The sequence below is a fragment of the Streptomyces sp. NPDC044571 genome (assembly GCF_040647115.1).
In the GTDB taxonomy this organism is placed as follows: domain Bacteria; phylum Actinomycetota; class Actinomycetes; order Streptomycetales; family Streptomycetaceae; genus Streptomyces.
In genome coordinates, this window is record NZ_JBEZBN010000004.1 from 1 (window position 1) to 25,905 (window position 25,905).

Below are 25,905 nucleotides of genomic sequence, written 5' to 3' on the forward strand. Positions count from 1 at the left end.
GCCGTCCGGACACCTCGGTATCGCGGGTCCGAGCCTAGTTCGGCCCGTGGGGGCCGGCCCGGACGGAGGTGTGATCAGACGAGGTCGAACCGGTCCAGGTTCATCACCTTGTCCCACGCGGCGACGAAGTCCTTCACGAACTTCTCCTTCGCGTCGTCGCTCGCGTAGACCTCCGCGAGCGCGCGCAGCTCGGAGTTCGAGCCGAAGACGAGGTCGGCGCGGGTGCCGGTCCACTTGAGCTCGCCCGTGGAGGCGTCGCGCCCCTCGAAGGTGTGCTGGTCCTCGGAGGTCGCCTTCCACTTCGTGCCCAGGTCGAGCAGGTTGACGAAGAAGTCGTTGGTCAGCGCCCCCGGGGTGTTCGTGAAGACGCCGAGCTGCGACTGCTGGTGGTTCGCGCCCAGGACGCGGAGGCCGCCGAGGAGGACCGTCATCTCGGGGGCGCTCAGGGTCAGCAGGTTCGCCCGGTCGACCAGCAGGTACTCGGCCGGCAGGCGGTTGCCCTTGCCGAGGTAGTTGCGGAACCCGTCGGCGGTCGGTTCGAGCGCGGCGAACGACTCCACGTCCGTCTGCTCCTGCGAGGCATCCACGCGGCCCGGCGTGAACGGGACCTCGACCTCGAACCCGGCGTCCTTCGCGGCCTGCTCGACCGCCGCCGCGCCGGCGAGGACGATCAGGTCGGCGAGGGAGATCCGCTTGCCCCCGCTCTGGGCGGCGTTGAAGCCCTCCTGGATCTCCGTCAGGGTGCGCAGCACCCTCGCCAGCTGGTCGGGCTCGTTGACCTCCCACCCGCTCTGCGGCTGGAGGCGGACGCGCGCGCCGTTTGCGCCGCCGCGCTTGTCGCTCCCGCGGAAGGACGAGGCCGACGCCCAGGCCGCGGACACGAGCTGGGACACCGTCAGATCGGAGGCGAGGACCCGGCTCTTGAGCGAGGCGATGTCGTCGGCGCCGACGAGCTCGTGCTCCACCGCGGGGAGGGGGTCCTGCCACAGCAGCGTCTCGGCCGGGACCTCCGGGCCGAGGTAGCGCACGACCGGGCCCATGTCACGGTGGGTCAGCTTGTACCAGGCGCGGGCGAAGGCGTCCGCGAACTCGGCCGGGTTCTCCAGGAAGCGCCGGGAGATCTGCTCGTAGGCCGGGTCGAAGCGGAGCGACAGGTCGGTCGTGAGCATCGTGGGCGCGTGGCTCTTGGACGGGTCGTGGGCGTCGGGCACGGTGCCGGTCCCGGCGCCGTTCTTCGGCCGCCACTGGTGCGCGCCGGCGGGGCTCTTGAACAGCTCCCACTCGTAGCCGAAGAGGATCTCGAAGAAGCTGTTGTCCCAGGCCGTCGGCGTGTTCGTCCAGGTGCCTTCGAGGCCACTGGTGATGGTGTCGCCGCCCTTGCCGCTGCCGAAGGTGTTGTTCCAGCCCAGGCCCTGCTCCTCCATGGAGGCGGCCTCGGGGTCGTCGCCCACGTGGTCCGCGGGGCCGGCGCCGTGGGTCTTGCCGAAGGTGTGGCCGCCTGCGATGAGGGCGACGGTCTCCTCGTCGTTCATCGCCATGCGGCGGAACGTCTCGCGGATGTCGCGGGCCGCGGCGAGCGGGTCCGGATTGCCGCCCGGGCCTTCGGGGTTGACGTAGATGAGGCCCATCTGGACGGCGCCGAGGGGGCTTTCCAGCTCACGGTCGCCGGTGTAGCGCTCGTCGTCCAGCCAGGTGGTCTCGGGACCCCAGTACACGTCCTCGTCGGGCTCCCAGACGTCCGCCCGGCCGCCGCCGAAGCCGAAGGTGTCGAAGCCCATCGACTCCAGGGCCACGTTGCCGGCGAGGATCATGAGGTCGGCCCACGAGAGGCTCTGGCCGTACTTCTTCTTGACCGGCCACAGCAGGCGGCGGGCCTTGTCGAGGTTCGCGTTGTCCGGCCAGCTGTTGAGGGGGGCGAAGCGCTGCTGGCCGGCCCCCGCGCCGCCGCGGCCGTCGCTGATCCGGTAGGTGCCCGCGCTGTGCCAGGCCATGCGGATGATGAACGGGCCGTAGTGGCCGAAGTCGGCGGGCCACCAGTCCTGGGAGGTCGTCAGCACCTCGGCTATGTCCCGCTTGACGGCCGGGAGGTCCAGGGTGTTGAACGCCGCGGCGTAGTCGAACCCCTCGCCCAGCGGATTGGCCACGGCGGGGTTCTTGGCGAGGATCTTCAGATTGAGCCGATCCGGCCACCACTGGCGGTTTCCGCCGCCCTGCGTCGGGTGCGGGGCGCGCTCGTGCGCGACGGGGCAGCCACCTCCGCCCTCCGTCTTGGCGTCTGTGACGACTGCATCATGGTTCTCAGACATGGGAATCCTTCCGGACCAGGCGGATCACGGTGCTCAGTAACTGCGTGGGGTGGAACAGTCGGGGCACGGGGCCGCAGGTGGTGGCCCCGGCCGGTCGATCGCTGTGACGCCGGGGTGGTCACCGTCCCGGAGGGTCCAGGGGAGCGGGATGCGGGTGGGCGCGCCTAACTGCCGGCCCCGCGTGGTTCCTCGGCGGAGGTCCGCCACGTCCCGTCTCCTGCCGCTCCGGTGTCTGCCTGTCCCTTGGCTGTCAACGAAGCCGATCCTACGATGGACAGAATCCAAGTCAAGAAGAACACCAAACCCATATCCGATCGGATCCCGGACGGTCCCCGGTACATTCGGGGGTGTCCCGCCGACCTGAAGAGGTGAGTCGACATGAGTGACCTTCTGGAGCGGCTGCGGGCGCGCGGCTGGCGGATGACGTCCCAGCGGCGCGTCGTCGCGGAGGTCCTCGACGGCGACCATGTGCACCTCACGGCCGACGAGGTGCACGCCCTCGCGATGCGGCGGCTGCCCGAGATCTCCCGGGCAACGGTCTACAACGCCCTGGGAGAGCTGGTCTCCCTCGGCGAGGTCGTGGAAGTCTCGACGGACGGCCGCGCGAAGCGGTACGACCCCAACGCCCACCGTCCGCACCAGCACCTCGTGTGCTCGCACTGCGGTTTGATCCGCGATGTGCACCCGACCGGCAGTCCGCTGGCCGGCCTCCAGGAGGAGGAGCGGTTCGGCTTCACGGTGTCCCAGGTCGAGGTCACCTACCGGGGCCTGTGCCCGTCCTGCGCAGCGGAGCAGACGGCGCGCACGTAGTCGGCGACCAGCGGGTTGCGGTCGCCGCGGCGCCACGCGACCACCAGTGCGGCCGGGGGCAGGTCGGCCACGGGCACGTACGCGATGCCGGGGAGCCGGTGCCCGCGCGCGATCTGCTCGGGGACGAACGCCGTCGCGCGCTGCCACAGGACGGCGTGCAGGCACTCGTCCAGTGAACTCACCAGCGGCCCGTCCGGGGTGCCGAGGGGCTCCCAGTGGGCCCGGAACACCGGGTCGGTGCCGGCGGGCAGCCGCACGCAGACCCGGCCGGCCAGGTCTGCGCGCCGCACGTGCGGGGCGGTGGCCAGGGGGTCGGACGCGGGGAGGGCGGCGTAGCACGGGCCCTGCCGCACCGTGCGGATCGACAGGCCCGAGCGGGTGAACGGCGTGAAGGTGATCGCCGCGTCGACCCGGCCGGCCGCCAGGCCGAGGGTGGGGTCCCCGAGCCCGCCCTGGACGAGACTGACCGCCACCCCTTCGTGGGCGCCCGTGAAGGACTCGGCGACCGCGGCGGACAGCGCCGCCTCCCCGGGCCCCATCACCCCCACGCGCAGCACGCGTTCGCCGGCCGCCCGGCGCACGCGCTCACGGGCCCGCTCCGCGGCTTCGAGCAGCCTCCGGGCCTCGGCGAGCAGGACCTCACCCGGCGGGGTGAGGGTCATGCCGCGCGGCGTGCGCAGGAACAGGGCGCAGCCCAGATCGGCTTCCAGCTCGCGGATGCGCTGGCTGAGCGGCGGCTGGGACATGTGCAGGCGACGGGCGGCCCGTCCCACATTGCCCTCCTCCGCGACGGCGACGAAGTACCGGAGCTTGCGCAAGTCCATGTCCGGGACGATATCGAAAGGGTGTGCAGGCTGATCAAAGCAGTCTTGGACCCGGCTCGCCGAAGCCTGCTTCCATCAGGCCATGACCTACCAACACCCCTCTGACCTGCACCGCGTCGGCCAGGTCCGGGATCTGGCGAAGACCGAAGCCGACGCCTTCCTCGCCTTCCACGCCGCCGTCTTCCGCGACGACGGCGTCGTCCCCCGCAAGGACCGCGAACTGGTCGCACTGGCCGTCGCCACGGCCAACCGCTGCGCCTACTGCATCGACACGCATACCCGCGGCGCCGCGGAGGCCGGTGCCACCGGCCAGGAGATGACGGAAGTCGCCTTCGTCGCCGCGGCCGTCAGCGCGGGAGGCGCCATGGCGCACGGCCTGCTCTCCCACCGCCTCCACCGGGACCAACAAGGTCACGCGAAGACGGCGCCCACCGGGGCGCACGGCCACGGCTGAGCTCCTGCGGCGCCTGCTCACTGCCTGCGGACGGCGTGTGGGCGCCTGCCGGCCCGGTCGGCGCCCACGCCGGAACCGACCGGCACCGTCAGCCCCGGGCGATGAGGGCCACCAGCGCGAAGACCGCGACCGTGGTGGCGACGAAGGCCGCATCGGCCTGGGACGAGCAAAACGGCCACCACGGCCAGCGCCAGGCGGTCGCCGTGGACCGCGAAGGGACGGCCCGGCTCCGGCAGCAGTGGGAGGAGTTCGAAATCGACGTACCGCTCAAGGTCATCGACTCCCCGTACCGCGAGATCACCAAGCCCGTCGTCGAATACGTGCGCTCCGTCCGGCGTGCGGGGCCGCGGGACGTCGTCGCCGTCTTCATCCCCGAATACGTGGTCGGCCACTGGTGGGAGAACCTCCTGCACAACCAGTCCGCGCTGTGGCTCAAGAGCCGCCTGCTCTTCCCACCGGGCGTCATGGTGATGAGCGTGCCCTGGCAGCTGACCTCCGCCGCCTCCGCCGACCACCCGGTGGCCCGAGCCCCCGGCGCATACCGCCGGGGGGCGAGCCCACCCCGCCCCGCGAGCGCGCCGTCACCCCCGGCAAATCGCCCTGAACCGGGGCATCCAGCCGCGCCGGAGGGGCGTATCCCCGCTCAGGCAGTACCGCCTGATGGGCCAAAATCGGGAGGGGTTAGCATATGAGCACCGCCTAGCTCGAAAGATAATCCTGTGACTGTCAACGAGGACTCGTTCACCAACTGGAAAAACCGCGAGGAGATCGCGGAGTCGATGATCCCGATCATCGGGAAGCTGCAGCGGGAGCAGGACGTCACTGTCCTGCTTCACAGCCGCTCCTTGGTGAACAAGTCGGTGGTCAGCATCCTCAAGACCCACCGGTTCGCCCGGCAGATCGACGGCGAGGAGCTGTCGGTCACCGAGACCCTGCCCTTCCTGCAGGCGCTCACCACCCTCGATCTCGGCCCGTCCCAGATCGACATCGGCATGCTCGCGGCCATGTACAAGAGTGACGACCGCGGTCTGACCGTGGAGGAGTTCACCGCCGGCGCCGTCGCCGGTGCCACGGGTGAGAACAAGATCGAGCAGCGCCGCGAGGGTCGCGACGTCGTCCTCTACGGCTTCGGCCGCATCGGCCGCCTCGTCGCCCGCCTGCTCATCGAGAAGGCCGGCTCCGGCAACGGCCTGCGCCTGCGCGCCATCGTCGTCCGCGGCGGCGGCGAGCAGGACCTGGTCAAGCGCGCTTCGTTGCTGCGCCGTGACTCCATCCACGGCCAGTTCCAGGGCACCATCACCGTGGACGAGGCCAACAGCACGATCGTCGCCAACGGCAACGCGATCAGGGTGATCTACGCCAACGACCCCTCCGAGGTCGACTACACGGCGTACGGCATCAAGGACGCCATCCTCATCGACAACACGGGCAAGTGGCGCGACCGCGAGGGGCTCTCGAAGCACCTGCGTCCCGGCATCGACAAGGTCGTCCTGACCGCCCCGGGCAAGGGCGACGTCCCGAACATCGTGCACGGCGTCAACCACGACATGGTGAAGCCGGACGAGCGCATCCTGTCCTGCGCCTCCTGCACCACCAACGCCATCGTCCCGCCGCTGAAGGCCATGGACGACGAGTACGGCGTGCTGCGCGGCCACGTGGAGACCGTCCACTCGTTTACCAACGACCAGAACCTGCTGGACAACTACCACAAGGCCGACCGTCGCGGCCGCTCGGCGCCGCTGAACATGGTGATCACCGAGACCGGTGCCGCCTCCGCCGTCGCCAAGGCGCTGCCCGACCTCAAGGCGCCGATCTCCGGCAGCTCGATCCGCGTCCCCGTCCCGGACGTCTCGATCGCCATCCTCAGCCTGCGCCTCGGCCGTGAGACCACCCGCGAGGAAGTCCTCGACTACCTCCGCAACGTCTCGCTCTCCTCGCCGCTGAAGCGCCAGATCGACTTCACCACCGCCCCCGACGCCGTCTCCATGGACTTCGTCGGCTCGCGCCACGCCTCGATCATCGACGCCGGCGCCACCAAGGTCGACGGCGACAACGCCATCCTCTACCTCTGGTACGACAACGAGTTCGGCTACTCCTGCCAGGTCATCCGCGTCGTCCAGCACGTTTCCGGGGTGGAGTACCCGACCTACCCGGCTCCGGCGGTCTGATCCCGACGGTCCGTCCGACCTGCTCTCCGGCCCGGATCCGCTTCCTGCGGATCCGGGCCGGAGTGTTTCGGCTGCCAGCTGAGGACGCCGGAGCCGAGGGCGAGGGCCGCCCGGGGCCGCATCGGCCCGTCGGCGTCCCGGGCGAGCACCACCAGGCGGTCCACCCGGGACGAGCCGCTGCCCAGCCGGGCGGTGCACGCGGCGGCGAGCTCGGCGGGGTGGCGGGTCCGGCCGAGGGAGAGGTGCGGGGTGAAGCCCGCCCGCCGCCCCCGGCAGCCCGGGAAGCGCTCGGCCAGGGCGCCGTACAGGCGGGTCCACGGAGCCGCGCCCGCGGCGGCCGGGTCCCACCAGATCGTGGCGTACTGCCGGTGCCGGAAGAAGCGCACCCCCTCCAGCCGGATCTCGAACGGCTCCCTCTCCCCGGCCGCCTCGGCGAGCAGCGGGGCCGCCCGGCCGAAGTCCTGCTCCGGTACGAAGCCGAAGAGCACATTGACGTGCGGGGGCCACCGGCGGATCTGCGGGTCGTGCTCCCGGCGGATGTCCTGGATGGCCGGCCAGAGCTCCGGCGGAGGGATCCACGCCACGGCCGTACGCGCGGTGGGCGGGATGTCGAGGGGGACGGCGGGCTCGGCGCCGCCGTAGTCCGGTCGGGCTTCCACACCGCCATTCTCCGCCCGCGGCTGCCCGCGGGTCCGCCTGTGCCTGCCCCGACACGGGCCGAAATATCTTGACGTCAAGATTGTTGTGCGGCAGGCTACCGCAAAGTATCTCGACATCGAGATGGTTTCCAGTGGTACGCACAGGGATACGGGGGCCTGACATGCGGCGCGGCGCGGACACCGGCAAGGACCGGCGGCAGGAGACCGGGCTGGTGGCGCAGCTGCGCCGCCCCCCGGGCGGCCGGGACGCCCGGATCATGCTGCTCGCCCAGCTGCTGGACCGCATCGGCACCGGCGTGTGGGCCGCCTCCTCCGTCCTCTTCTTCACTTTCGTCGTGGGCCTGGACGCCGGTCGGCTGGGCCTGCTCCTGGGGGCGGCCGGAGTGGCGGGCATCGCCGGTTCGCCGCTCGCCGGCCACCTCGCGGGCCGCTTCCCGGTGCGCTCGCTGCTGATCGGCTGTCACCTGCTGCGCCTGGTCGTGCTCTGCGCCCTGCTCGTCGTCACCCGCTTCGAGCTGCTGCTGTCCGTCGTCGCCCTCACCTCCCTGGGCGACCGGGCGGCCAAGACGCTGGAGATGCTCTTCGCGACCCGCGCCGCCGGCGAGCGCCGCGCCACGTACCAGGCGCTGTCGCGCAGTGCGGCGAACGCCGGGTACGCACTCGGGGCGGGCATCGCCGCACTCGGCCTCGCAGTCGGCACCCGCGGGGCCTACGAGGCGCTGATCCTCGGCAACGCGCTGTCCTTCCTCGCCGCCGCGGCGCTGGTGTGGCGCACCCGGGAGCAGCCCGGCCACACCCGGGTGGCCGCCGCGGCCGCGGACGCGCCGGCTGCGGGCCCCCGGCCCGCACCCGCGCCCGGGCGCGGGCCCAGTCCGTGGCGGGACCGCGGCTACCTGCGGTTCGTCCTGCTGGACATCCCGATGAACCTCGACGACTCGATCCTGGGCGTCGGGCTGCCGCTGTGGCTGGTCCACCACACCGACGCCCCCCATGCCCTGGTTCCTGCCTTCCTCGTCATCAACACGGTGCTGGTCCTCCTCCTCCAGCTGCGGGTGTCGGCGCGGGTCCGGGATCCGCGCCAGGCCGCGGGAGTCGCCCGCCTGTACGGGCTGACGATGCTCGCCTGCTGCACCCTCATCGCCCTCACACCCGGCCACGGGGTCTGGGCCGCCTCCGTCGTCCTGCTCGCGAGCGCAGTGCTGGCCACCACGGCGGAGCTGATGCGGTCGGTGAGCTCCTGGGAACTCGCCGTCTCCCTCGCGCCCGACGGGGAGAGGGCCGCGTACCTGGGCGTGGCGGGCATGTCCCCGTCCATCCAGAAGTCCGCAGGGCCGCTGCTGCTCACCGGGGCGGTGATGACGGCCGGGCCGGCGGGCTGGCTGCTGCTCGGGGCGGCGGTCGCCGGGCTGGCCGTCGTACAGCGGCGCACCTCACTGCACCGGCTGGACGCCGTGCCCGGGCCGCAGCCCCTTTCCCGGCTCAGATTCCCCAGCTGACGGGAGAACTTCCCCTATCGATCGGGAACTGCGGATACCTAGCCTCGCTACTGCCTGTCCGCGAGTGGGATCCATGTGATCGAGGGGGAAGTGTGACGGACCGGGAGGTTGGCGTTCTGGCGATCGGTGCGGGTCCGGCGAATCTGGCGCTCGCAGTGGCCATCGAGGAGTCGGGTCCAGCCGAATTGGCGGACGGCACACTGTTGTTGGAGCAGAGTCCGGACATCAAATGGCAGCGTGATCTGCTGATGCCGTGGGCGCGCAGCCAGGTGTCCTTCCTGAAGGACCTGGTGACCCTGAGGAATCCCTGCAGCCGGTTCTCGTTCCTGAATTTCCTGCACGAGCAGGGGCGGCTGGACGAGTTCGTGAACCTGGGTACGTTCCATCCCTTCCGCTGGGAGTTCTCCGACTACCTCCAGTGGGTCGCGGCGTCGCTGGAGCGGGTGCAGATCCGCTGCGGCGCCCGGGCCGAACGCGTCGAAGCGGTGCGCGGCGCGGACGGGTCGGTGGCCGGCTGGAGCGTGCTGCTGGCCGACGGGGACCGGATCCGGTGCCGCGACCTGGTGGTCGGCGGCGGCCGTGATCCGCGCATCCCGGAGGTGTTCGCGGGGCTGCCCGGGGACCGGGTGGTCCACAGCGCCCAGTACCGGTCGCGGATCGCCGCGATTCCGAAGGACAAGCCGGTCCGGGCGGTGGTCGTGGGCGGGGCGCAGAGCGCCGCGGAGATGTTCTTCGCCCTGCACGAGAACCTGCCGCTCAGTCAGATCACGATGGTCGTACGGTCGATCGGACTCCAGAACTACCAGACCAGCAAATTCGTGAACGAATTGTTCTTCCCCTCCTTCGTGGACGATTTCCACGACACACCGGCGGAAGTCCGTGAACAGCTCCTGGAGGAGCTGAGGTTCACGAATTACGCGGGTCTCGCCCCGCCGTTCCTGGACGAGCTGTACACGACGCTGTACCGGCAGAAAGTGCTGGGACCGCAGCGTTCCTCGGTGCGGGCGTTGACGGAGGTGGTGGGGGCCCGGGTGGAGGGCGAGGAGGTGGTGCTGGACCTGCGGGACCGGTTGAGCGGCAAGACGGAGCCGTTGCGGTGCGATCTGGTGCTGCTGGGCACCGGTTACGACCCGCGTAAGCCCGCGCTGGTCCGGGAACTGGCCGCGCAGGTGGGGGTGGATGAGGTGTCGGTGAGTCGTTCCTACCGGGTGGACCTGGGGGAGTCGGCCTGGGGAGCGGTGTACCTGCAGGGTGTCAACGAGGAGACGCACGGCATCGCCGACTCCCTCATCAGCGTCCTCGCGCACCGCTCACAGGACATCCTCACCGACCTCATGGCCCGCCGCGCCGTCACCGAGGGGAGCAGCACATGACGGCACACGAGCGCACGCTGGTGATCGCGCCCGGCCCGACCGCCAACGGCGACCTGCACCTCGGGCACCTGGCCGGCCCCTTCCTCGCCGCGGACGTCTGCGCCCGGTACGGACGCGCGGCGGGCGGCGACGTACTGTTCGGCACGGGAGTGCACTTCACCCAGAACTACATCGTGACCACCGCCCGCAGGCTGGGCCTCCCGCCGCAGGACCTGCGCGTCCGCTCCGCCGCCCAGGTGGAGGAGACGCTGGCGGCCGTGGGCATCGAACCCGACGGCTTCGTCCGGTTCGGCGACCGGTACGTGAAGACCGTCCGGCACTTCTTCGAGCGCCTGCACGGCCTGGGCCGGCTGCGCCTGAAAGCGGTCCCGTTCCCCTACGCGCCGCGCACCGGCGAGTACCTCACCGACGCGTACGTGCGCGGCGGCTGCCCGGTGTGCCTCGCCGAGGGGTGCGCCGGACTCTGCGAGAACTGCGGGCACTGGATCGCCTCCGGCGACCTCATCGACCCGCACTCCACCCTGCACCCCGACGATCCGGTGGAACTGCGCGAGCAGCAGGTGCTCGTGCTGCCGTTGGAGGAGTACCGCGAGGCGCTCACCGCGTACTTCGCCCGGCAGAGCGCGACCATGCGGCCCCGCCTGGCCCAGATGGTCGAGGAGGTCCTCGCCCGGCCGCTCCCGGACTACCCGGTGACCCTGCCGATCTCCTGGGGCATCCCCGCGCCGTTCCCCGAGGTCGCGGGCCAGGTGCTGTACGCGGACGCCGAGACCATCGCCTGGAGCATGCACACCACGGCGCTCGCGGCCGAACAGCGCGGCGCCGTCCTCTCCGCCGACGACGAGCTGTGGTTCTCCGAGGCCGGGGCGAAGGTCGTGTACTTCTTCGGCTCCGACGCCGGTTTCGCCTTCGCGGTCGTCGGCGCGGCGATGCTGCTGGCCCTCGGCGACTACGCCCTGCCCGAGCACTTCGTCACGAACGAGTTCTACGAGCTGGACCACGACAAGTTCTCCACCAGCCGCGGGCACGTCGTGACGGGACGGCAACTGGCCGCCGAGGTGCCACGGGACCTCATCCGCTTCTACCTGGCGGCGACCGGACCGGACTTCCAGCGCACCAACTTCACCCGCGAGGCCATGACGCAGGTGACCGGTGCCCGGCTGGTTCAGCCGTGGAACCGGGTGGCGGACAAGGCCGCCGCCTGGACCGGCCGCGGACCGCTGCCGGTGTCCGAGCGGTCCCGAGAGGCTGCCGCGCGCGTCCTGGAACGGTTCGGGGCCGCCTTCGGCGTCCGGCGGTTCAGCCTGACCGCCGGGGCCTTCACCCTCTGCGAGCAGCTGGCCCGGCTGGACCGGTGGGAGGTGACAGCGGACGACGCGGGCGACTTCTGCCACGAGGTGGACGTGTTCCTGCGCTGTGCGGCGCCCCTGCTCATCGACCTGGCAGCCGAAGCCCTGCCGCACGACCGGACGATCCCGGCCCGGCCGCACGCCGCGCGGTTCACACCGGTACGGCTGCCGCGGCTGGCGGAGACCGGCCCGTGAGGGCGGTGGCCGCTCGCCGACGCCGACAGGTGATCATCGTGGGCGCGGGCGTCACGGGGCTGCTGACCGCGGTGGAATGTGCGCGGGCCGGGCACCGCGTGACGGTACTGGACCGCGGGCCGATCCCGAACCCGCGGTCGAGCTCCCACGACCAGCACCGGGTCATCCGTACCTTCCACCCGGACGACACGGCCGCCACCCGGCGGATGACCGCCGCCCGCAGCCGCTGGCGGGAACTGGAAACCCTGCTGGCCACCCCCCTGTGCCGGCCGGTCGGCGTGGTCACGGCCCGACCCCGGGAACAGCTCGCCGCCGACACCGCGGCAGCGGCCGAGGCGGCCGTCCCCGTCGAGACGCTGGAACCGGAGCGGCTGCCACACCTGGAGTTCCCGGCCGGCACCGCAGGGCTCCTGGACGTGGAGGGCGGGGTCCTGCTGGCACGGCGGGTGCTGCGGGCCGCCGCACGGTGGCTGGCCGGGCAGGACGGGGTCACGCTGCGCCCGTACTGCCCGGTGGTGGAGATCGACACGGACTCCGCCAAGGTCACCCCGGCGGCAGGCGAGCCGCTGGTCGCCGACCTCGTACTGGTCGCGGCCGGCCCGTGGTCGCGCGACCTGGTCCCGCATCCGGTCTCCCTGTACCGCCAGACCATGGTGTACCTGCGGCCGCCGGGGGACACGGCCCGGTGGTGGGACGGCGCACCCGCGGCGGGCGGACTCGGCGCGGACGGCCGGGGCTGGGTCGTACCGCCCGGAGACGGCACCCTCCTGAAGATCAGCTCCGATGCGGTGTGTCGAGAGGTGGCCGCCACCGAGGACGTGGAGGGCGAGGGCCAGCTGCCCTGGGCCGGGCAACTGGCCCGGACGGCCCCGCTGTCCGAGATCGAGCGGTACACCGTCGCGGCCGTGCGGACGTGCCACTACGCCGTCGGCGCGGACGTCACCGCTGCGGGCGATGCCGGCGGGGATGGCCCCGGCGGCGCCGTCCTCGCCCGCGTCGGTCTCGCCGTCTGGTCGCGCGCGGCCTGCGGTGGTTCCGGATTCAGCCAGGCTCCGCTCGTCGCGGGACGGATCGTCGATGCCTTGAGGGAAGGAGCGGTATGACGGAGGAAGCCCCGGTCCGTGTGTTCGATGCGCTGAAGGCGACCCCCGCCCCGGTCCGGTATCTCCTCGGGGGCGTACTGATCAACCAACTCGGCGCGTTCGTACAGACATTCCTCGTTCTGTACCTCACCTTCCGCGGCGCGTCGGTGAGCACGGCGGGCCTGAGCCTCGTCGCCTACAGCGCCGGTTCGGTCTTCGGCACGATGCTGGGCGGGGAGATCACCCACCGGTTCGGACCGAGGGCCACCATCATGACGGCCATGGCCGCCTCGGCCCCCCTGGTGGCGGCGATCCCCTGGCTGGGCGGGCCCGGGAGGCTGGTGCCCCTGCTCGTGGTCGTGGGCCTCGCGGGACTGTTCACCCAGGCGTACCGGCCGGCGGCCGCCGTACTGCTCAGCGACCTGATGCCGGACCGGTACCAGGTCCTGGCCTTCTCGATGATGCGGATCGCCCTGAACATCGGCGCCGCAGTGGCGCCGCTGATCGCCGCGGGGCTCATCCTGGTCGACTGGGACCTGCTGTTCTGGATCGACGGCGCCACCGCACTGGTCTACGCGCTGCTGGCCTTCGCCCTGCTGCCGAGGCAACTGGCGCCGGCCGAGGCGGACGCGGCCGCGGCGGACACGGACGGGGCGGCGGCCGGTGCCGGGCCGCAGCCCGCCCCGGGCGGCCGCACGGCGTACGCGGCCATGCTGCGGGACCGCGCGTACCTCTACTTCCTGGCCGCCGTGCTGCTCGGCTCGCTCACCTATGCGCAGGGGCACATCGCCCTGCCACTGGAGCTCGTCGAGGACGGGTACCCCACCAGCTTCTACAGCACCGTGCTCACCGTCTCCTCCGTCGTGCTGATCACGTGCGAGCTCAAGATCACGGCGTACCTCAGCCGCATGCCCAAGCACGTTCGCGTGATCACCGGCCACCTGGTCGAGGCGGTCGGCCTCGCGGCGTACGGACTGTCCTCCCGGTCCGGTGCCTTCACGATCACCGGCGCGGTGCTCGTCGTGTGCGGGATCATGATCGCTGCGCCGAGCATGTTCGCCCACCCGGCGACCTTCCCCGCGGCGATCAAAGCCCGGTACATCGGCACGATGCAGGCCGTGGGCGGCATGGCCTCGGCACTCGCCCCCCTGTTCGGCGTCTTCCTGTGGAGCCGGATGGGCAGCGGCTTCTGGCTGCTGTGCGGAGTCGTGACCGGGATCGCCGGACTGCTCGCCCTGGCCGGCGTGAAGGAGCCCGCCGAACCGGGCGCTGCGGCGGACGGGGCCCCGGGCACCCGGGCCAAGCCGGAATCCGTCGGGGGCACGTCATGACCGGGCACCGGAACGACGTCGGGCCCGTGCTGGTCGTGGGCTTCGTGGGCGTCACCCTCGCCGCCATCGGGGCGTTCCAGCCGGACCGCTCGGTGGTCTACGTCGAGGAGCCGGACGTCGTCCGCAAGCGGCACGTACACGAGCAGATCGAGGGGGCGGCGTTCGTCCGCGGACTGATCGAGTGGGAATACCACCTCCCGGGCACCGCCGACGCGTTCTACCTCGCCCACCGCGACCTGCGGCCCTCGGCCGTGATCCCGGCGATCGAGTACGCGACGCCGTTCGCCGCCAGGCTCGCCGAACGCTACGGCCTGCCCGGCGCCGGTCTCGGCGCCGCGCAGATCCTGCGGGACAAGGCACTGCTGCGGCAGGTCAGCGCCGCGGCCGGTATCGCCAACCCGGCCAGTGTCCCGGTCACGGGCCCGGACGACCTGCGGGCCTTCCTGCGCGGCCGGGCCGGGCCCGTGGTGCTCAAGCCCGCGAACCGGCAGGCCTCGGTGGGCACCCGGGTGGTCCACGACCCGGCCGACGTCGACACGGCCTGGGCGGACTGCCTCGTACAGGACGAGGGCATCTTCGTCCCCGACCGCCCGATCGGGCTGTCCATGCTGGCCGAGGAGTACGTGGAGGGGCCGGAGTACAGCGTCGAGATGCTCGTACGCGGCGGCGGAGCGCTGTTCGTCAACGTGACCGGCAAACAGCTCTTCCCCGGGCCGCACCCGGTGGAGATGGCCCACACCGTGCCGGCCGACATCCCGGAGGAACTCGCCGCGCTGCTCGGGGCCCGGACACGGCGCGTCATCGACGCCGTGGGCTTCCGCGACGGAGTCGTGCACTGCGAGTGGATCGTCGCGGCGGACGGTGTCCCGTACCTGGTGGAGTGCGCAGGCCGACTCGCCGGCGGCGGCATCCTCGACACGATCCAACTCGCCTACCCGGTGGAGCTCCTGCGCAGCTACTACGCGGTGATGAAGGGCGAGGAGCTGCCGGGCGAGCTGCCCCGGCGGCCCAAGGGCGGCGCCGCCGTACGGTTCCTGGCGGCCGCGCCGGGCCGGGTCACGGCCGTGCACGGCGTCGAGGAGGCCCGGCAGGTGGACGGCGTGTTCCTGGTCGCGGTCACCGCCGCGCCGGGGGACCGGTTCACGGGCCTGCGGCATTCCTGGGACCGGGCGGGGATCGTCATGGCCACCGCCGACAGCGCGGCCGAGGCACTGCGGCGGGCGGAGACCGCCGCCGGAATGGTCCGGATCGACATCGAGGGGGAAGCATGACCGTGCGCGAGGTGGGTGTTCTGGCGATCGGTGCGGGTCCGGCGAATCTGGCGCTCGCAGTGGCCATCGAGGAGTCGGGGGCGGACGAACTGGCTGCGGGGACACTCCTGTTGGAGCAAAGCCCGGACATCAAGTGGCAGCGTGATCTGCTGATGCCGTGGGCGCGCAGCCAGGTGTCCTTCCTGAAGGACCTGGTGACCCTGCGCAACCCCTGTAGCCGGTTCTCGTTCCTGAATTTCCTGCACGAGCAGGGGCGGCTGGACGAGTTCGTGAACATGGGGACCTTCCACCCCTTCCGCTGGGAGTTCTCCGACTACCTCCAGTGGGTGGCCGCCTCCCTCCACAAGGTGCAGATCCGGCACGGGGCCCGCGCCGCACGGGTCGAACCGATCCGCGGCGCGGACGGGTCGGTGGCCGGCTGGAGCGTGCTGCTGGCCGACGGGGACGAGATCCGGTGCCGCGACCTGGTGGTCGGCGGCGGCCGTGATCTGCGCATCCCGGAGGTGTTCGCGGGGCTGCCCGGGGACCGGGTGGTCCACAGCGCCCAGTACCGGTCGCGGATCGCCGGGATTCCGAAGGACAAGCCGGTCCGGGCGGTGGTCGTGGGCGGGGCGCAGAGCGCCGCGGAGATGTTCTTCGCCCTCCACGAGAACCTGCCGCTCAGTCAGATCACGATGGTTGTACGGTCGATCGGACTCCAGAACTACCAGTCCAGCAAGTTCGTGAACGAGCTCTTCTTCCCCTCCTTCGTCGACGACTTCTACAACAGCCCCGCCGAGGTGCGCTCCCAGGTCCTCGACGAGATGCGCTTCACCAACTACGCCGGCCTCGCGCCGCCGTTCCTGGAAGAGCTGTACACGATGCTCTACCGGCAGAAGATGACGGGCGAACAGCGTTCCTCGGTGCGGGCGTTGACGGAGGTGGTGGGGGCCCGGGTGGAGGGCGAGGAGGTGGTGCTGGACCTGCGGGACCGGTTGAGCGGCAAGACGGAGCCGTTGCGGTGCGATCTGGTGCTGCTGGGCACCGGTTACGACCCGCGTAAGCCCGCGCTGGTCCGGGAACTGGCCGCGCAGGTGGGGGTGGATGAGGTGTCGGTGAGTCGTTCCTACCGGGTGGACCTGGGGGAGTCGGCCTGGGGAGCGGTGTACCTGCAGGGTGTCAACGAGGAGACGCACGGCATCGCCGACTCCCTCATCAGCGTCCTCGCGCACCGCTCACAGGACATCCTCACCGACCTCATGGCCCGCCGCGCCGCCGCGCAGGACGTCGAGGCCGCGGGGGGCAGGGCATGACGGCCGGTCCGGGCGCGCTGCTGGTCATCGGCAGCGGTCTGAAGGTGTACCGCGAGTACCTCGTCGCGCCGATCCGGCGCCGCGCCCGTGAGGCCGGGCTGGACATGGTCCTGCTGAACAACCTCAAGCCCACGTGGCAGCGCGAGTACTTCGACGAGATCATTGTCGCCAACGTCTTCGACTCCGAGGCGATGGGGGCGGCGGCCCGCGAGGTGGCGGCCCGTCGGCGCATCGTGGGCCTGATGTGCTGGGACGAGCCGCTGGTCCTGGACGCCGGCCTGCTCGCCGCCGAGTTCGGCGTGCCGGGGCTGTCCGTGCCCGGCGTACGGGGCTGCCGCGACAAGGAGCTCACCCGGGCGGAGCTCACCGCGGCGGGCCTCTACCAGCCCGGGTTCGAGCTGACCACCACGGCCGCCCAGGCCAGGGCGGCGGCCGAGCGGATCGGCTATCCCGTGGTGATCAAGCCACGGGCTATGGGGGCCAGCATCGGCGTCGTGTTCGCCGCCGACGAGGCCGAACTGGACGCGGCGTTCCGTATCGCCTTGGCCGCGAGCGAGGTCGACCCCGGGCCCTACCGGGCGAGCGCCCTCGTCGAGGGATACGCCCCGGGGCCGGAGATCAGCGTCGACGGCGCCGTGCACAAGGGCGAGTACCTGCCGATGTTCGTGGCCCGCAAGCACAGCAGCGACCAGCCGTACTTCGAGGAGGTCGGGCACCTCGTCGACGCGGCCGACCCGCTGCTGGAGGACCGCGAGCTGATGCGCACCCTGGCCCGGGCCCACCAGGCGCTCGGCATCGAGGACGGCATCACCCACAGCGAGGTCCGGCTGACCGACCGCGGGCCGCTGATCATCGAGATCAACGGCCGCCTCGGCGGGGACCTGATCCCCTTCCTGGGCCGGACCGCCACCGGAATCGAGCCCGGTGAAGTGCTGTTCGACGTGGCCACCGGCAGGCGGCCGGACACCTGCCCCACCCGCACGGCGGTCGCCGGCATCCGCTTCGGCTATCCCGCGCAGGACTGCGTCCTGCGCTCGGTGACGGTACCGACCCGGGCACCGGGCCTCGTCGCCGCGGCGCCGATGGCGGAGCCCGGCACCACGCTGCGGCTGCCGCCCGGCGGCTACCTCGCCCGCCACTCCTTCGTGGTGTGCGAGGCCGCCGACAGCCGGACCTGCCTCGACCGCCTGGCCACCGCGGCGGCGCTGGTCCGGCTCGACACCGAGCCGGCCGGGCCGCCGGAACCGGACGCACCGTTCGCGATGCCGGCCGGTCTGCTCGACGTCGACGAATGACCGCGAGGACCGCCGCCGGCGATGACCGCGATGACCGCGATGACCGCGATGACCGCGACGACCGCGACGACCGCACGTGCCTGTCACCTGAGGGGGATCACCACATGACCACGACGACCCGCAATCCGGGCACCGGGGCACCGGTAACCGCCGCGGAGATCCTGGCCCGCGCGAAGGCGCTGGCCCCGCTGCTGCGCGAGCGGTCGCAGGAGATCGAGGAGGCCCGGCAGCTGCCGCCGGACGTCGTACGGCAGCTGCGCGAGACCGGTGTGTTCCGGATGTGCTTCGGCAGGGAGTGGGGCGGCCCCGAGCTGACCTCGATGGAACAGGTCGAGGTCGTCGAGACGCTCGCCTACGGGGACGCCTCCGCGGGCTGGTGCGCCGCGATCGGTGCGATGACCGGGGCGATCAGCAACTTCCTGGAGCCGGCCACCGCCAAGGAGATGTTCCCGGGCCTGGACATGATCACCGCCGGGCTGATCGCGCCGGCCGGCCGGGCCGAGCGGGTGCCCGGCGGTTTCCGGCTCAGCGGCCGGTGGTCGTTCGGCAGCGGGATCACCCATGCGGACTGGGTGACCTCCGGGGCGTTCCTCTACGAGGACGGCAAGCCGTACGCGAGCCCGGACGGCAGCAACGCGCACGCCTCCCGCCAGTTCCTGGTACCCGGCCACCAGGTCGAGGTCGTGGGCAACTGGGACACCACCGGCCTGTGCGGCAGCGGCAGCAGCGACTACACGATCAGCGACGTGTTCGTACCGGAGGAGCACACCTACACCTTCTACAAGCCCAAGGGCCGCCCCAGCCCGCTCGCCCAGCCCGACTCCTTCATGCGCAGCCTGTGCGCCGTACCGCTCGGCGTCGCCCGCGCGGCGTTGGACCACACGCGCGAGACGGTGCTGGGCCGTACGGACCGGATGACCGACACCGCGTGGGCGGACATGTTCCGGGTGCAGGTCACGCTCGCGGAGTGCGAGGCGGACTTCAACGCCACCCGCAGCGGCGTCTACTCCAGCTCGCAGCGGCACTGGGAGGTCCTGGCCTCCGGCGACACCCTGGACGACCTCACCCCCGTCGAGCGGGCCGCCTCCTCCCTGGCGTGGGTGCACGCCTTCCGGACCTCGCGGGCGATCGTGAACCGGCTCTACGACCTGCTCCAGACCTGGTCGATCAACCGCTCCTCGCCGATGGACCGCTGGATGCGCGACACCGCGACCATGTGCCAGCACGTCGCCGCCTCGGACCTCATCCTCGAATCGGCCGGCGCCTACCTGCTGGGCCGCCCGCCCAAGTTCCGCATGAGCCTCGGCCTCGTCAAGTAGCAGCGCACCACTCGTACCCGAACGACCTGCGAGACCAATCAGCTGGGGGGAAGCACATATGAACACGGTCCGGACTCCGGTCGCCCAGATGCCGGAAACGGCGGCGGAGCTCCTCGTGCGCGCGCAGGCACTGGCGCCGCTGCTGCGGGAGCGGTCCGACGAGATCGAGCAGGCGCGGCGGCTGCCCGCCGACGTCGTGGACCTGCTGCGCGGGGCCGGGGTGTTCCGGATGGCCTTCGGACGCGAGTGGGGCGGCCTGGAGCTGACCTCCATGGAGCAGACCGAGGTCGTCGAGGCGCTCGCGTACGGGGACGCCTCCGCCGCCTGGTGCGCGGTGATGGGAGCGAGCACCGGTGTCTACAGCGCGTTCCTGGAACCGGCGGTCGCCAAGGAGATGTTCCCCACCCCGGACCTGGTCACCGCCGGACTGCTCCAGCCCACCGGCCGGGCCGAGCGGGTGCCCGGCGGTTTCCGGCTCAGCGGCCGGTGGTCGTTCGGCAGCGGGATCACCCATGCGGACTGGGTGACCTCCGGGGCGTTCCTCTACGAGGACGGCAAGCCGTACGCGAGCCCGGACGGCAGCAACGCGCACGCCTCGCGCCAGTTCCTCGTGCCCCGCGAGCAGGTCGAGGTCCTCGACAACTGGTACACCACCGGCATGTGCGGCACGGGCAGCTGCGACTACACGATCAGCGACGTGTTCGTACCGGAGGAGCACACCTTCACCTTCGGCAAGGTCAAGGGCCGCCCGAGCCCGCTCGCCCAGCCCGACTCCTTCACCCGCAGCATGTGCGGGGTGGCACTCGGGGTGGCCCGCGCGGCGTTGGACCACACCCGGGAGACGGTGCTGGGCCGTACGGACCGGATGACCGACACCGCGTGGGCGGACATGTTCCGGGTGCAGGTCGCGCTCGCGGAGTGCGAGGCGGACTTCAACGCCACCCGCAGCGGCGTCTACTCCAGCATGGGACGGCAGTGGGAGGTCCTGGCCGCGGGCGGCACGCCCGACGACCTCACCTCCGTGGAGCGGGCCGCATCACCGCTGGCCTGGGTGCACGCCTTCCGGACCTCGCGGGCGATCGTGAACCGGCTCTACGACCTGCTCCAGACCTGGTCGATCAACCGGTCCTCGCCGATGGACCGCTGGATGCGCGACGCCACGGTCATGTGCCAGCACGCCACGGCCCAGGACCGCATCCTCCAGTCGGCCGGCGCCTACCTGCTGGACTCCAAGCCCGAGTTCGGGATCTGCCTCGGCATCGTCAAGTAAGGCACAAGGCAACAGGACAAGAACCGGCCACGGGGGAGAAGATCCGATGGGCAGAGGACTCGTACTACTGGTCAATCCCAACAAGGTGCACCCGCCGATCGCGCCCTATGCGCTCGACGTGCTCACCACCTCGTTGGAAGCCGCCGACTTCGAGGTGGAGGTCGTCGACCTCACGTTTCACCGGGAGGACTGGAAGTCGTACCTCTGCGAGTACTTCGCGGGGCGCAGTCCCCTGCTCGTCGGGGTCACCGTCCGCAATACCGACACCGTCTACGCCTTCGAGCAACGCCCTTTCGTCGGGGAGCACAAGGAGATCATCACCGAGATCAGGCGGCTCACGGACGCGCCGATCGTCGGTGGCGGCATCGGATTCTCCTCGATGCCCTTCGCCCTGGTCGACTACTTCGGCATCGACTACGGCGTCAAAGGCCCCGGTGAGCAGATCCTCTGCGACCTCGCCGACGCGCTTGCCACGGGCCGCGACCCGGGTACGGTCTCCGGCCTGCTGCGCAACACCCCGCAGGGCGTCGTCCGGGTGCCGCCCCCGGCGCTGACCGTCTCCGCACGGCCCACCCCGACGCCGCTGTCGGCCGGACAGTTCGAGGACCGGGTCTGGCAGGTGGACCGCTCCGGCACCTACGTGCGCCGCTCGGGCACCCCCCACAAGGTGGACAACCTCCTCTACTACCAGCGCGGCGGGCTCGCGGGCATCCTCACCAAGAACGGCTGTGCCTACCGCTGTTCGCACTGTGTGGAGCCCGACGCGAAGGGGACGCGTTTCGGCCGGCGCGACGTCCGTGCCGTGGTCGACGAGATGCAGTCCCTCGCGGCGCAGGGGATCCTCGACCAGCACACCACCGACAGCGAGTTCAACCTCTCCATATCCCACGCGAAGCAGCTGCTGCGCGAGATCGTCCGGCGCAGGCACGCCGACCCGGGCAACCCGCTGAACGCCCTGCGCCTGTGGGTCTACTGCCAGCCCTCGCCGTTCGACGAGGAGTTCGCCGAGCTGCTCGCCGCGGCGGGCTGCCGCGGGGTGAACGTCGGATCGGACCACCTGCGCGCCGACATGCTGCGCGACTGGAAGGTCACCGGGAAGGGCACCCCGTACTACACCTTCGCCGACACCGAGAAGCTGGTCCGGCTCTGCCACGCCCACGGCATGCTGACCATGGTCGAGGCCCTGTTCGGCATGCCCGGCGAGACGCCGCAGACCATGCGGGAGTGCGTCGAGGCGTTCATGGCGCTGGACGCCACCGTGACCGGGTTCTCGCTGGGGCTGAGGCTCTTCCCCCACACCCCGCTCGGCATGTCGCTCGCCCGGCAGTGCGACGGGGTGCGCACGGTGCCGGGGCTCCAGTCCAACACCGCGACCGAGCCGATCGTGCTCAAGCCGCCGGCCAAGTGCTCCGGCCCGGTCGAGTACGAACGGCAGTTCATGTTCGACGAGTCGGGCAACTTCCGCCTGGTCTGCTACTTCTCCCCGGACCTGCTGGAGGACGCGGGCACGCTCGCCGATCCGTCCGGGCGCTGGAGCCGGTCGGTGGAGCTTCTCTGGGACCTGGTGGATCCTGCCGACCACCACCGGGTGATGCTGCCGACGCTGGCGGGCTCCAGCGAGCACGACAACAACTATGCGGACAACCCCTTCCTGACCAGCCTGAGTGGACTGGGATATACCGGAGCTTTCTGGGCGCATTGGCGTGAGCGGGAAGCCATCCTGCGCCAGGCGAAAGACCGCGGCGTGGTCGGCACGGTCGGAGCGTGATCTGACCTGAATTCAATTCTTGACACGCCCCTGCGGCGTGTCGAAGACGCCTCGAATGCCGATGCCGCCGCGGACATAATTATCGGAGCGCGCGGTGCCTCCCTGCCCGTTGCGGTTCAGCTGACCCCTGCACCATTCTGTTACAGGTCGGTCTGACCATGGTGAATGGCCGAGTTGGGGGGAAGGTATGAATCAGAAAACGGACATCAAGGGGTTACTCTGGCCACTCTCGTCACATTTCGATGGGCGAAGAGACAACACGAGCCGCTGGATCGACGCCGAGCTGCCGGGACTGCGCAGACCCCGCACCACGGTAACCGTCGTACTCGCCGACGCCCAGCCCGCGATTCGGCACGGTGTCCGTTCCGTCCTGGAACGGACGGGGGGCATATCGGTCGTCGGCGAAGCCGGCACGGCGGACGAGGTGATCGCGCAGACGTCCCGCTGCGGACCGCACGTGCTGGTCGTGGACCCGCTGATGGACGAGTGCTCCGGAACGCGGGTGATCAGCCAGGTGCTGAGACTCAGACCCGAGACCGGTGTCCTCGTCTTCAGCGCGGCCGACGACGACGAAGCCGTCACCTCCGCACTCCGGGCCGGCGCGCGCGGCTATCTGTTCAAACGGGCCGACGCGGAGCAGATCCTGCGCGGCATCCAAGCCGTCGCGGCCGGCGAGGCCATCGTCGACAAGTCGATCGCCAGCCGGCTCGGCACGCTCATGTCCCGGACGGCCGGGCGGTACGGCTACCCGTTCCCGCAGCTCACCGACCGGGAACGGGAAGTCCTCGAACGCATCGCCGCCGGAAAGTCGAATGCGGCCATCGCCCGGGAGCTCGTCCTCGCGTCCAAGACCATCAGCAACCGGGTGTCCGTGATATTCGGGAAACTCGGCGTGGCGGACCGCGCGCAGGCCATCGTCATGGCACGCGACGCGGGTCTCGGACACGGCTGACCGCCGATTCGTCCCGCACGCGGATCGGCGGCAGATTCCCTTTCGACAGGGAATAGTTCCCCTGTCGAAAGGGAGCCGTCGGCTTATAGCCTGATCGACGTCGTCCGCACGGGAATTGCACGACGTCGATCGGAGGGGAACGTTGACGGACCTGGAACAGGCCGACGTGGCCATTCGCAAGGCAGAGCCGGACAATGCGGTCCGTGAACACGGCCTGGATCTCGCACTCCTCCAGCCGTGGCCGGGCCTGAACGCCCCTTTCCGAGGTGCCTGGTGCATTCTGCGTCCCGGCGACGTGTCCGATGCGCACTCGCATCACGAACGCGAAATGTTCATCGCCCTGTCCGGCCGGGCCGTGATCGTCTGCAACGGCCGCCGGCACGCCCTGGCGGCCGGCGACATCGCGCTGATGAAGGCCGGAACGGAGCACCACGTCGTCAACGAGCACGGCGAGGACTTCTCCTACTACGCCATCTGGTGGGGCCGGGACATGTCGGCCGACTTCCTCGCCGAGGAGCTGCGCCGCGACGGCGGGGAACCGACCGGAGCGGAATCGGCCACGTGATCAACTACGACGGCCGCACCTTCCGCAAACCCCAGGGCGACGTCCGCACCGTCGCCGTCTACCACCAGCAGGACGACCTCGTCTGGGGCGAGGTCGCCGGCGGTGACGTGCGCCGCGGGTGGACCGTCGGCACCTGCGAGCCGGACGGCACCCTGCGGATGGGATACACCCTCGTGTTCTCGACCGGCGAGGTGGTCTGCGGACGCACGGTCAACACGCCCGAGCTCGCCGCGGACGGCCGCCTGCGGCTGCGCGAGGTCTGGGAGCGCTACGGCCCGCACGCCGCGACCGGGATCTCCTACATAGAGGAGATCTCCTCCAGGGAAGAGGTGCAGTGAACCGCGCATCCGAGTCCGACTGGCAGCGTCTGGAGAAGACCGTGACGGGCCGGGTCCTTCGGCCCGGCGCCCCGGGATTCCACGCATCCAGCGCGCCGTTCAACAAACGCTTCACCACCACCCCGAGCGGCGTGCTCCGGGCGGCCGACACCGCCGACGTACGCCGCGCCCTCGCATGGGCCCGCGACACGGGCACCGGACTCGTCGCACGCAGCGGTGGGCACAGCTACGCGGGCTACTCCGCCGGCACCGGCCTGGTCCTCGACCTCAGCGCGCTGAACTCCGTGACCGCAGACGGCTCCACCGGCCTGGTCACGGCCGCCGGCGGCGCCCGCATGGCCGATCTCTACGCCGCCCTCCAGCCCCACGAAATGGCCTTCGCCCTCGGGAACGGGGCCTCGGTCGGCATCGCCGGCCTCACCCTCGGCGGCGGCTCCTCCTCCACCTCCCGCAAGCTCGGACTGACCGCCGACGCCCTCGTACGCACCACCCTCATGACGGCCGACGGGCAGCTGCTGACCTGCGACGCCGCGGAGAACCCCGACCTGTACTGGGCCTGCCGCGGCGGCGGCGGCGGGAACTTCGGCATCAACCTGTCCTTCACCTTCCGGGCGACCCCGGTGACGGACGTCTCCACCTGCCTGCTGCTGTGGGACGGCGCGGACGCCCCCGAGGTGTTCTCCCTGATGCAGGAGATCACCCGGCACGCCCCGGACGAACTCTCGGTCCGGCTCGGGATCAGCGCCGCCGGGACGGACCCGGTGGTCTCGGCCGTCGGACTGCACCTCGGCCCCGCGAGCGAACTGCGCGAACTCCTCGCCCCGCTCCTCGCGGCGACCCGCCCGGTCCGCCAGGACATCGCCGACCGCACGTTCTGGGAGGCCAAGGACTACCTCCTGCACGAGACGTCGGCCGGCGCGTTCGCCGTGCGCACGGGCTTCGCCACCCGGCCCCTGCCCGCCGAGGCGGTCGCCACCGTCCTGGCCTGGCTGGAGCGCCGGCCCGGCAGCGGCAACCCGGACGGCTGCGGCCTGGCCCTGTACACCTGGGGCGGCGCCATCAACCGGGTCGCCCCCGGGGCCACCGCCTTCGTCCACCGGGACGCGCTCGGCCTGGTCAGCCTGGACACCTCCTGGGCCGAGCACGACAGCCCCGCCACCGTGGAGGCCAACCTCCGCTGGCTGGCGGGACTGCGCGAGGCGATGGCCCCGTACACGGGCGACGGGGCCTACCAGAACTTCATCGACCCGGACCTGCCCGACTGGCGCACCGCGTACTACGGCGCCAACTACCCGAGGCTCGTCGAGATCAAGAAACGGGTCGACCCCGACGGCTTCTTCAGCTTCGGGCAGTCCATCGGGTCGTGACGCACCGCCTGCGCAGAGGCACCGCCTGCGGAGAAACAGCGGATCGGGGGATTGCCGCCCTTCGGGGTGGGCAGACGGCGCTGTGGAGGTTGATAGCCATGGTTCCCCTGCTACTTGTTCTGCTTCTGGTACTGATCCTTTTCGGCGCCGGCTTCGCGGTCAAGATCCTTTGGTGGATCGCGCTCGCCGTCCTGGTGTTGTGGCTCATCGGCTTCATTGCCCGCCCGTCGGGCGGCGGCGGCCGCTGGTATCGCTGGTAGTCCGCCCCTCAGGGCCTGCGTGCGACCGGCCTCCGCCCCATCCGGGGGCGGAGGCCCGTTGCATGCCGCCGACGCGCCCCGGCCGGTGAATCGCCGCCCGATCGACGGGTAGGCGCCGAGCAGATCCCGGGGCAGGCAGGAGACGGGAACGATGACGATGG

Annotated in this window: 22 protein-coding genes and 1 pseudogene; 20 read left to right on the top strand and 3 right to left on the bottom strand. The window is 71.2% G+C overall.

Features of this window, described 5'->3' with window-relative positions:
* Window positions 1–74 precede the first annotated feature (74 nt).
* Window positions 75–2,306 (bottom strand): catalase/peroxidase HPI, encoded by a 2,232-nt coding sequence (gene katG / locus AB0B01_RS03085; protein ID WP_361712283.1) that lies wholly within the window; start codon window positions 2,304–2,306, stop codon window positions 75–77.
* 378 nt (window positions 2,307–2,684) lie between these two features.
* Between katG and AB0B01_RS03090 the strand changes: the two genes are divergently transcribed.
* Entirely contained in the window at window positions 2,685–3,116 is a 432-nt protein-coding gene (locus AB0B01_RS03090; RefSeq protein ID WP_361712285.1) for a transcriptional repressor, read from the top strand.
* Here AB0B01_RS03090 and AB0B01_RS03095 read toward each other — a convergent pair.
* Window positions 3,065–3,940 carry a LysR family transcriptional regulator gene (locus AB0B01_RS03095; RefSeq protein ID WP_361712287.1) on the bottom strand — a complete coding sequence of 292 codons (876 nt, stop codon included), beginning with the start codon at window positions 3,938–3,940 and terminating at the stop codon, window positions 3,065–3,067. The genes AB0B01_RS03090 and AB0B01_RS03095 overlap by 52 nt on opposite strands.
* Window positions 3,941–4,022: 82 nt before the next feature.
* Here AB0B01_RS03095 and AB0B01_RS03100 point away from each other — a divergent pair, with 82 nt between their 5' ends.
* From AB0B01_RS03100 to AB0B01_RS03110, 3 genes and pseudogenes are all read left to right on the top strand, one after another.
* Window positions 4,023–4,394, top strand: a complete 372-nt coding sequence (locus AB0B01_RS03100; RefSeq protein WP_361712289.1) for a carboxymuconolactone decarboxylase family protein — start codon at window positions 4,023–4,025, stop codon at window positions 4,392–4,394.
* Between the two features lie 197 nt (window positions 4,395–4,591).
* A pseudogene (locus tag AB0B01_RS03105) lies at window positions 4,592–5,086 on the top strand (DNA-binding protein); the annotation flags it as partial.
* A 27-nt stretch (window positions 5,087–5,113) separates the two neighbouring features.
* Window positions 5,114–6,562 (top strand): glyceraldehyde-3-phosphate dehydrogenase, encoded by a 1,449-nt coding sequence (locus AB0B01_RS03110; RefSeq protein WP_361712291.1) that lies wholly within the window; start codon window positions 5,114–5,116, stop codon window positions 6,560–6,562.
* Here the strand turns inward: AB0B01_RS03110 and AB0B01_RS03115 are convergent.
* The gene (locus AB0B01_RS03115) at window positions 6,541–7,221 is read right to left on the bottom strand and encodes a 2'-5' RNA ligase family protein (RefSeq protein ID WP_361712293.1); all 681 of its coding nucleotides are present in this window, start codon (window positions 7,219–7,221) and stop codon (window positions 6,541–6,543) included. The two genes, AB0B01_RS03110 and AB0B01_RS03115, sit on opposite strands and share 22 nt — an antisense overlap.
* A 161-nt stretch (window positions 7,222–7,382) precedes the next feature.
* On the opposite strand from AB0B01_RS03115, the gene AB0B01_RS03120 reads away from it, so the two are divergent.
* The 16 genes from AB0B01_RS03120 (at window position 7,383) to AB0B01_RS03195 (ending at window position 25,744) form a co-directional block, all read left to right on the top strand.
* The gene (locus tag AB0B01_RS03120) at window positions 7,383–8,717 is read left to right on the top strand and encodes an MFS transporter (protein ID WP_361712294.1); all 1,335 of its coding nucleotides are present in this window, start codon (window positions 7,383–7,385) and stop codon (window positions 8,715–8,717) included.
* Window positions 8,718–8,809: 92 nt separating this feature from the next.
* Window positions 8,810–10,090 carry a SidA/IucD/PvdA family monooxygenase gene (locus AB0B01_RS03125; protein WP_361712296.1) on the top strand — a complete coding sequence of 427 codons (1,281 nt, stop codon included), beginning with the start codon at window positions 8,810–8,812 and terminating at the stop codon, window positions 10,088–10,090.
* Window positions 10,087–11,634 carry a class I tRNA ligase family protein gene (locus AB0B01_RS03130; RefSeq protein WP_361712298.1) on the top strand — a complete coding sequence of 516 codons (1,548 nt, stop codon included), beginning with the start codon at window positions 10,087–10,089 and terminating at the stop codon, window positions 11,632–11,634. Before AB0B01_RS03125 ends, AB0B01_RS03130 begins: the two co-directional genes overlap by 4 nt.
* A 38-nt stretch (window positions 11,635–11,672) precedes the next feature.
* Window positions 11,673–12,737, top strand: a complete 1,065-nt coding sequence (locus AB0B01_RS03135; protein WP_361712300.1) for an FAD-dependent oxidoreductase — start codon at window positions 11,673–11,675, stop codon at window positions 12,735–12,737.
* Window positions 12,734–14,047 carry an MFS transporter gene (locus AB0B01_RS03140; RefSeq protein ID WP_361712302.1) on the top strand — a complete coding sequence of 438 codons (1,314 nt, stop codon included), beginning with the start codon at window positions 12,734–12,736 and terminating at the stop codon, window positions 14,045–14,047. The genes AB0B01_RS03135 and AB0B01_RS03140 overlap by 4 nt, the downstream gene beginning before the upstream one ends.
* On the top strand, window positions 14,044–15,318 hold the full coding sequence (locus AB0B01_RS03145) for an ATP-grasp domain-containing protein (protein ID WP_361712304.1): 1,275 nt from the start codon (window positions 14,044–14,046) through the stop codon (window positions 15,316–15,318). Before AB0B01_RS03140 ends, AB0B01_RS03145 begins: the two co-directional genes overlap by 4 nt.
* Window positions 15,315–16,610, top strand: coding sequence for a SidA/IucD/PvdA family monooxygenase (locus tag AB0B01_RS03150; protein WP_361712306.1), 1,296 nt, complete (start codon window positions 15,315–15,317; stop codon window positions 16,608–16,610). The genes AB0B01_RS03145 and AB0B01_RS03150 overlap by 4 nt, the downstream gene beginning before the upstream one ends.
* The gene (locus AB0B01_RS03155) at window positions 16,607–17,905 is read left to right on the top strand and encodes an ATP-grasp domain-containing protein (RefSeq protein ID WP_361712308.1); all 1,299 of its coding nucleotides are present in this window, start codon (window positions 16,607–16,609) and stop codon (window positions 17,903–17,905) included. Before AB0B01_RS03150 ends, AB0B01_RS03155 begins: the two co-directional genes overlap by 4 nt.
* Before the next feature lie 104 nt (window positions 17,906–18,009).
* Window positions 18,010–19,224 carry an acyl-CoA dehydrogenase family protein gene (locus AB0B01_RS03160; RefSeq protein ID WP_361712310.1) on the top strand — a complete coding sequence of 405 codons (1,215 nt, stop codon included), beginning with the start codon at window positions 18,010–18,012 and terminating at the stop codon, window positions 19,222–19,224.
* A gap of 58 nt (window positions 19,225–19,282) precedes the next feature.
* Window positions 19,283–20,494 (top strand): acyl-CoA dehydrogenase family protein, encoded by a 1,212-nt coding sequence (locus tag AB0B01_RS03165; RefSeq protein WP_361712312.1) that lies wholly within the window; start codon window positions 19,283–19,285, stop codon window positions 20,492–20,494.
* A gap of 46 nt (window positions 20,495–20,540) precedes the next feature.
* Window positions 20,541–22,262, top strand: a complete 1,722-nt coding sequence (gene tsrT / locus AB0B01_RS03170; protein ID WP_361712313.1) for a tryptophan 2-C-methyltransferase — start codon at window positions 20,541–20,543, stop codon at window positions 22,260–22,262.
* A 187-nt stretch (window positions 22,263–22,449) separates the two neighbouring features.
* The gene (locus AB0B01_RS03175; protein ID WP_361712315.1) at window positions 22,450–23,214 is read left to right on the top strand and encodes a response regulator transcription factor; all 765 of its coding nucleotides are present in this window, start codon (window positions 22,450–22,452) and stop codon (window positions 23,212–23,214) included.
* Between the two features lie 328 nt (window positions 23,215–23,542).
* The gene (locus AB0B01_RS03180; RefSeq protein WP_361712316.1) at window positions 23,543–23,779 is read left to right on the top strand and encodes a cupin domain-containing protein; all 237 of its coding nucleotides are present in this window, start codon (window positions 23,543–23,545) and stop codon (window positions 23,777–23,779) included.
* Window positions 23,776–24,117, top strand: coding sequence for a hypothetical protein (locus tag AB0B01_RS03185; RefSeq protein ID WP_361712318.1), 342 nt, complete (start codon window positions 23,776–23,778; stop codon window positions 24,115–24,117). The genes AB0B01_RS03180 and AB0B01_RS03185 overlap by 4 nt, the downstream gene beginning before the upstream one ends.
* Entirely contained in the window at window positions 24,114–25,484 is a 1,371-nt protein-coding gene (locus tag AB0B01_RS03190; RefSeq protein ID WP_361712320.1) for an FAD-binding oxidoreductase, read from the top strand. Before AB0B01_RS03185 ends, AB0B01_RS03190 begins: the two co-directional genes overlap by 4 nt.
* Window positions 25,485–25,582: 98 nt before the next feature.
* A complete protein-coding gene (locus tag AB0B01_RS03195; RefSeq protein WP_356852486.1) occupies window positions 25,583–25,744 on the top strand; it encodes a hydrophobic protein in 162 nt (53 codons plus the stop codon).
* Window positions 25,745–25,905: the final 161 nt, after the last annotated feature.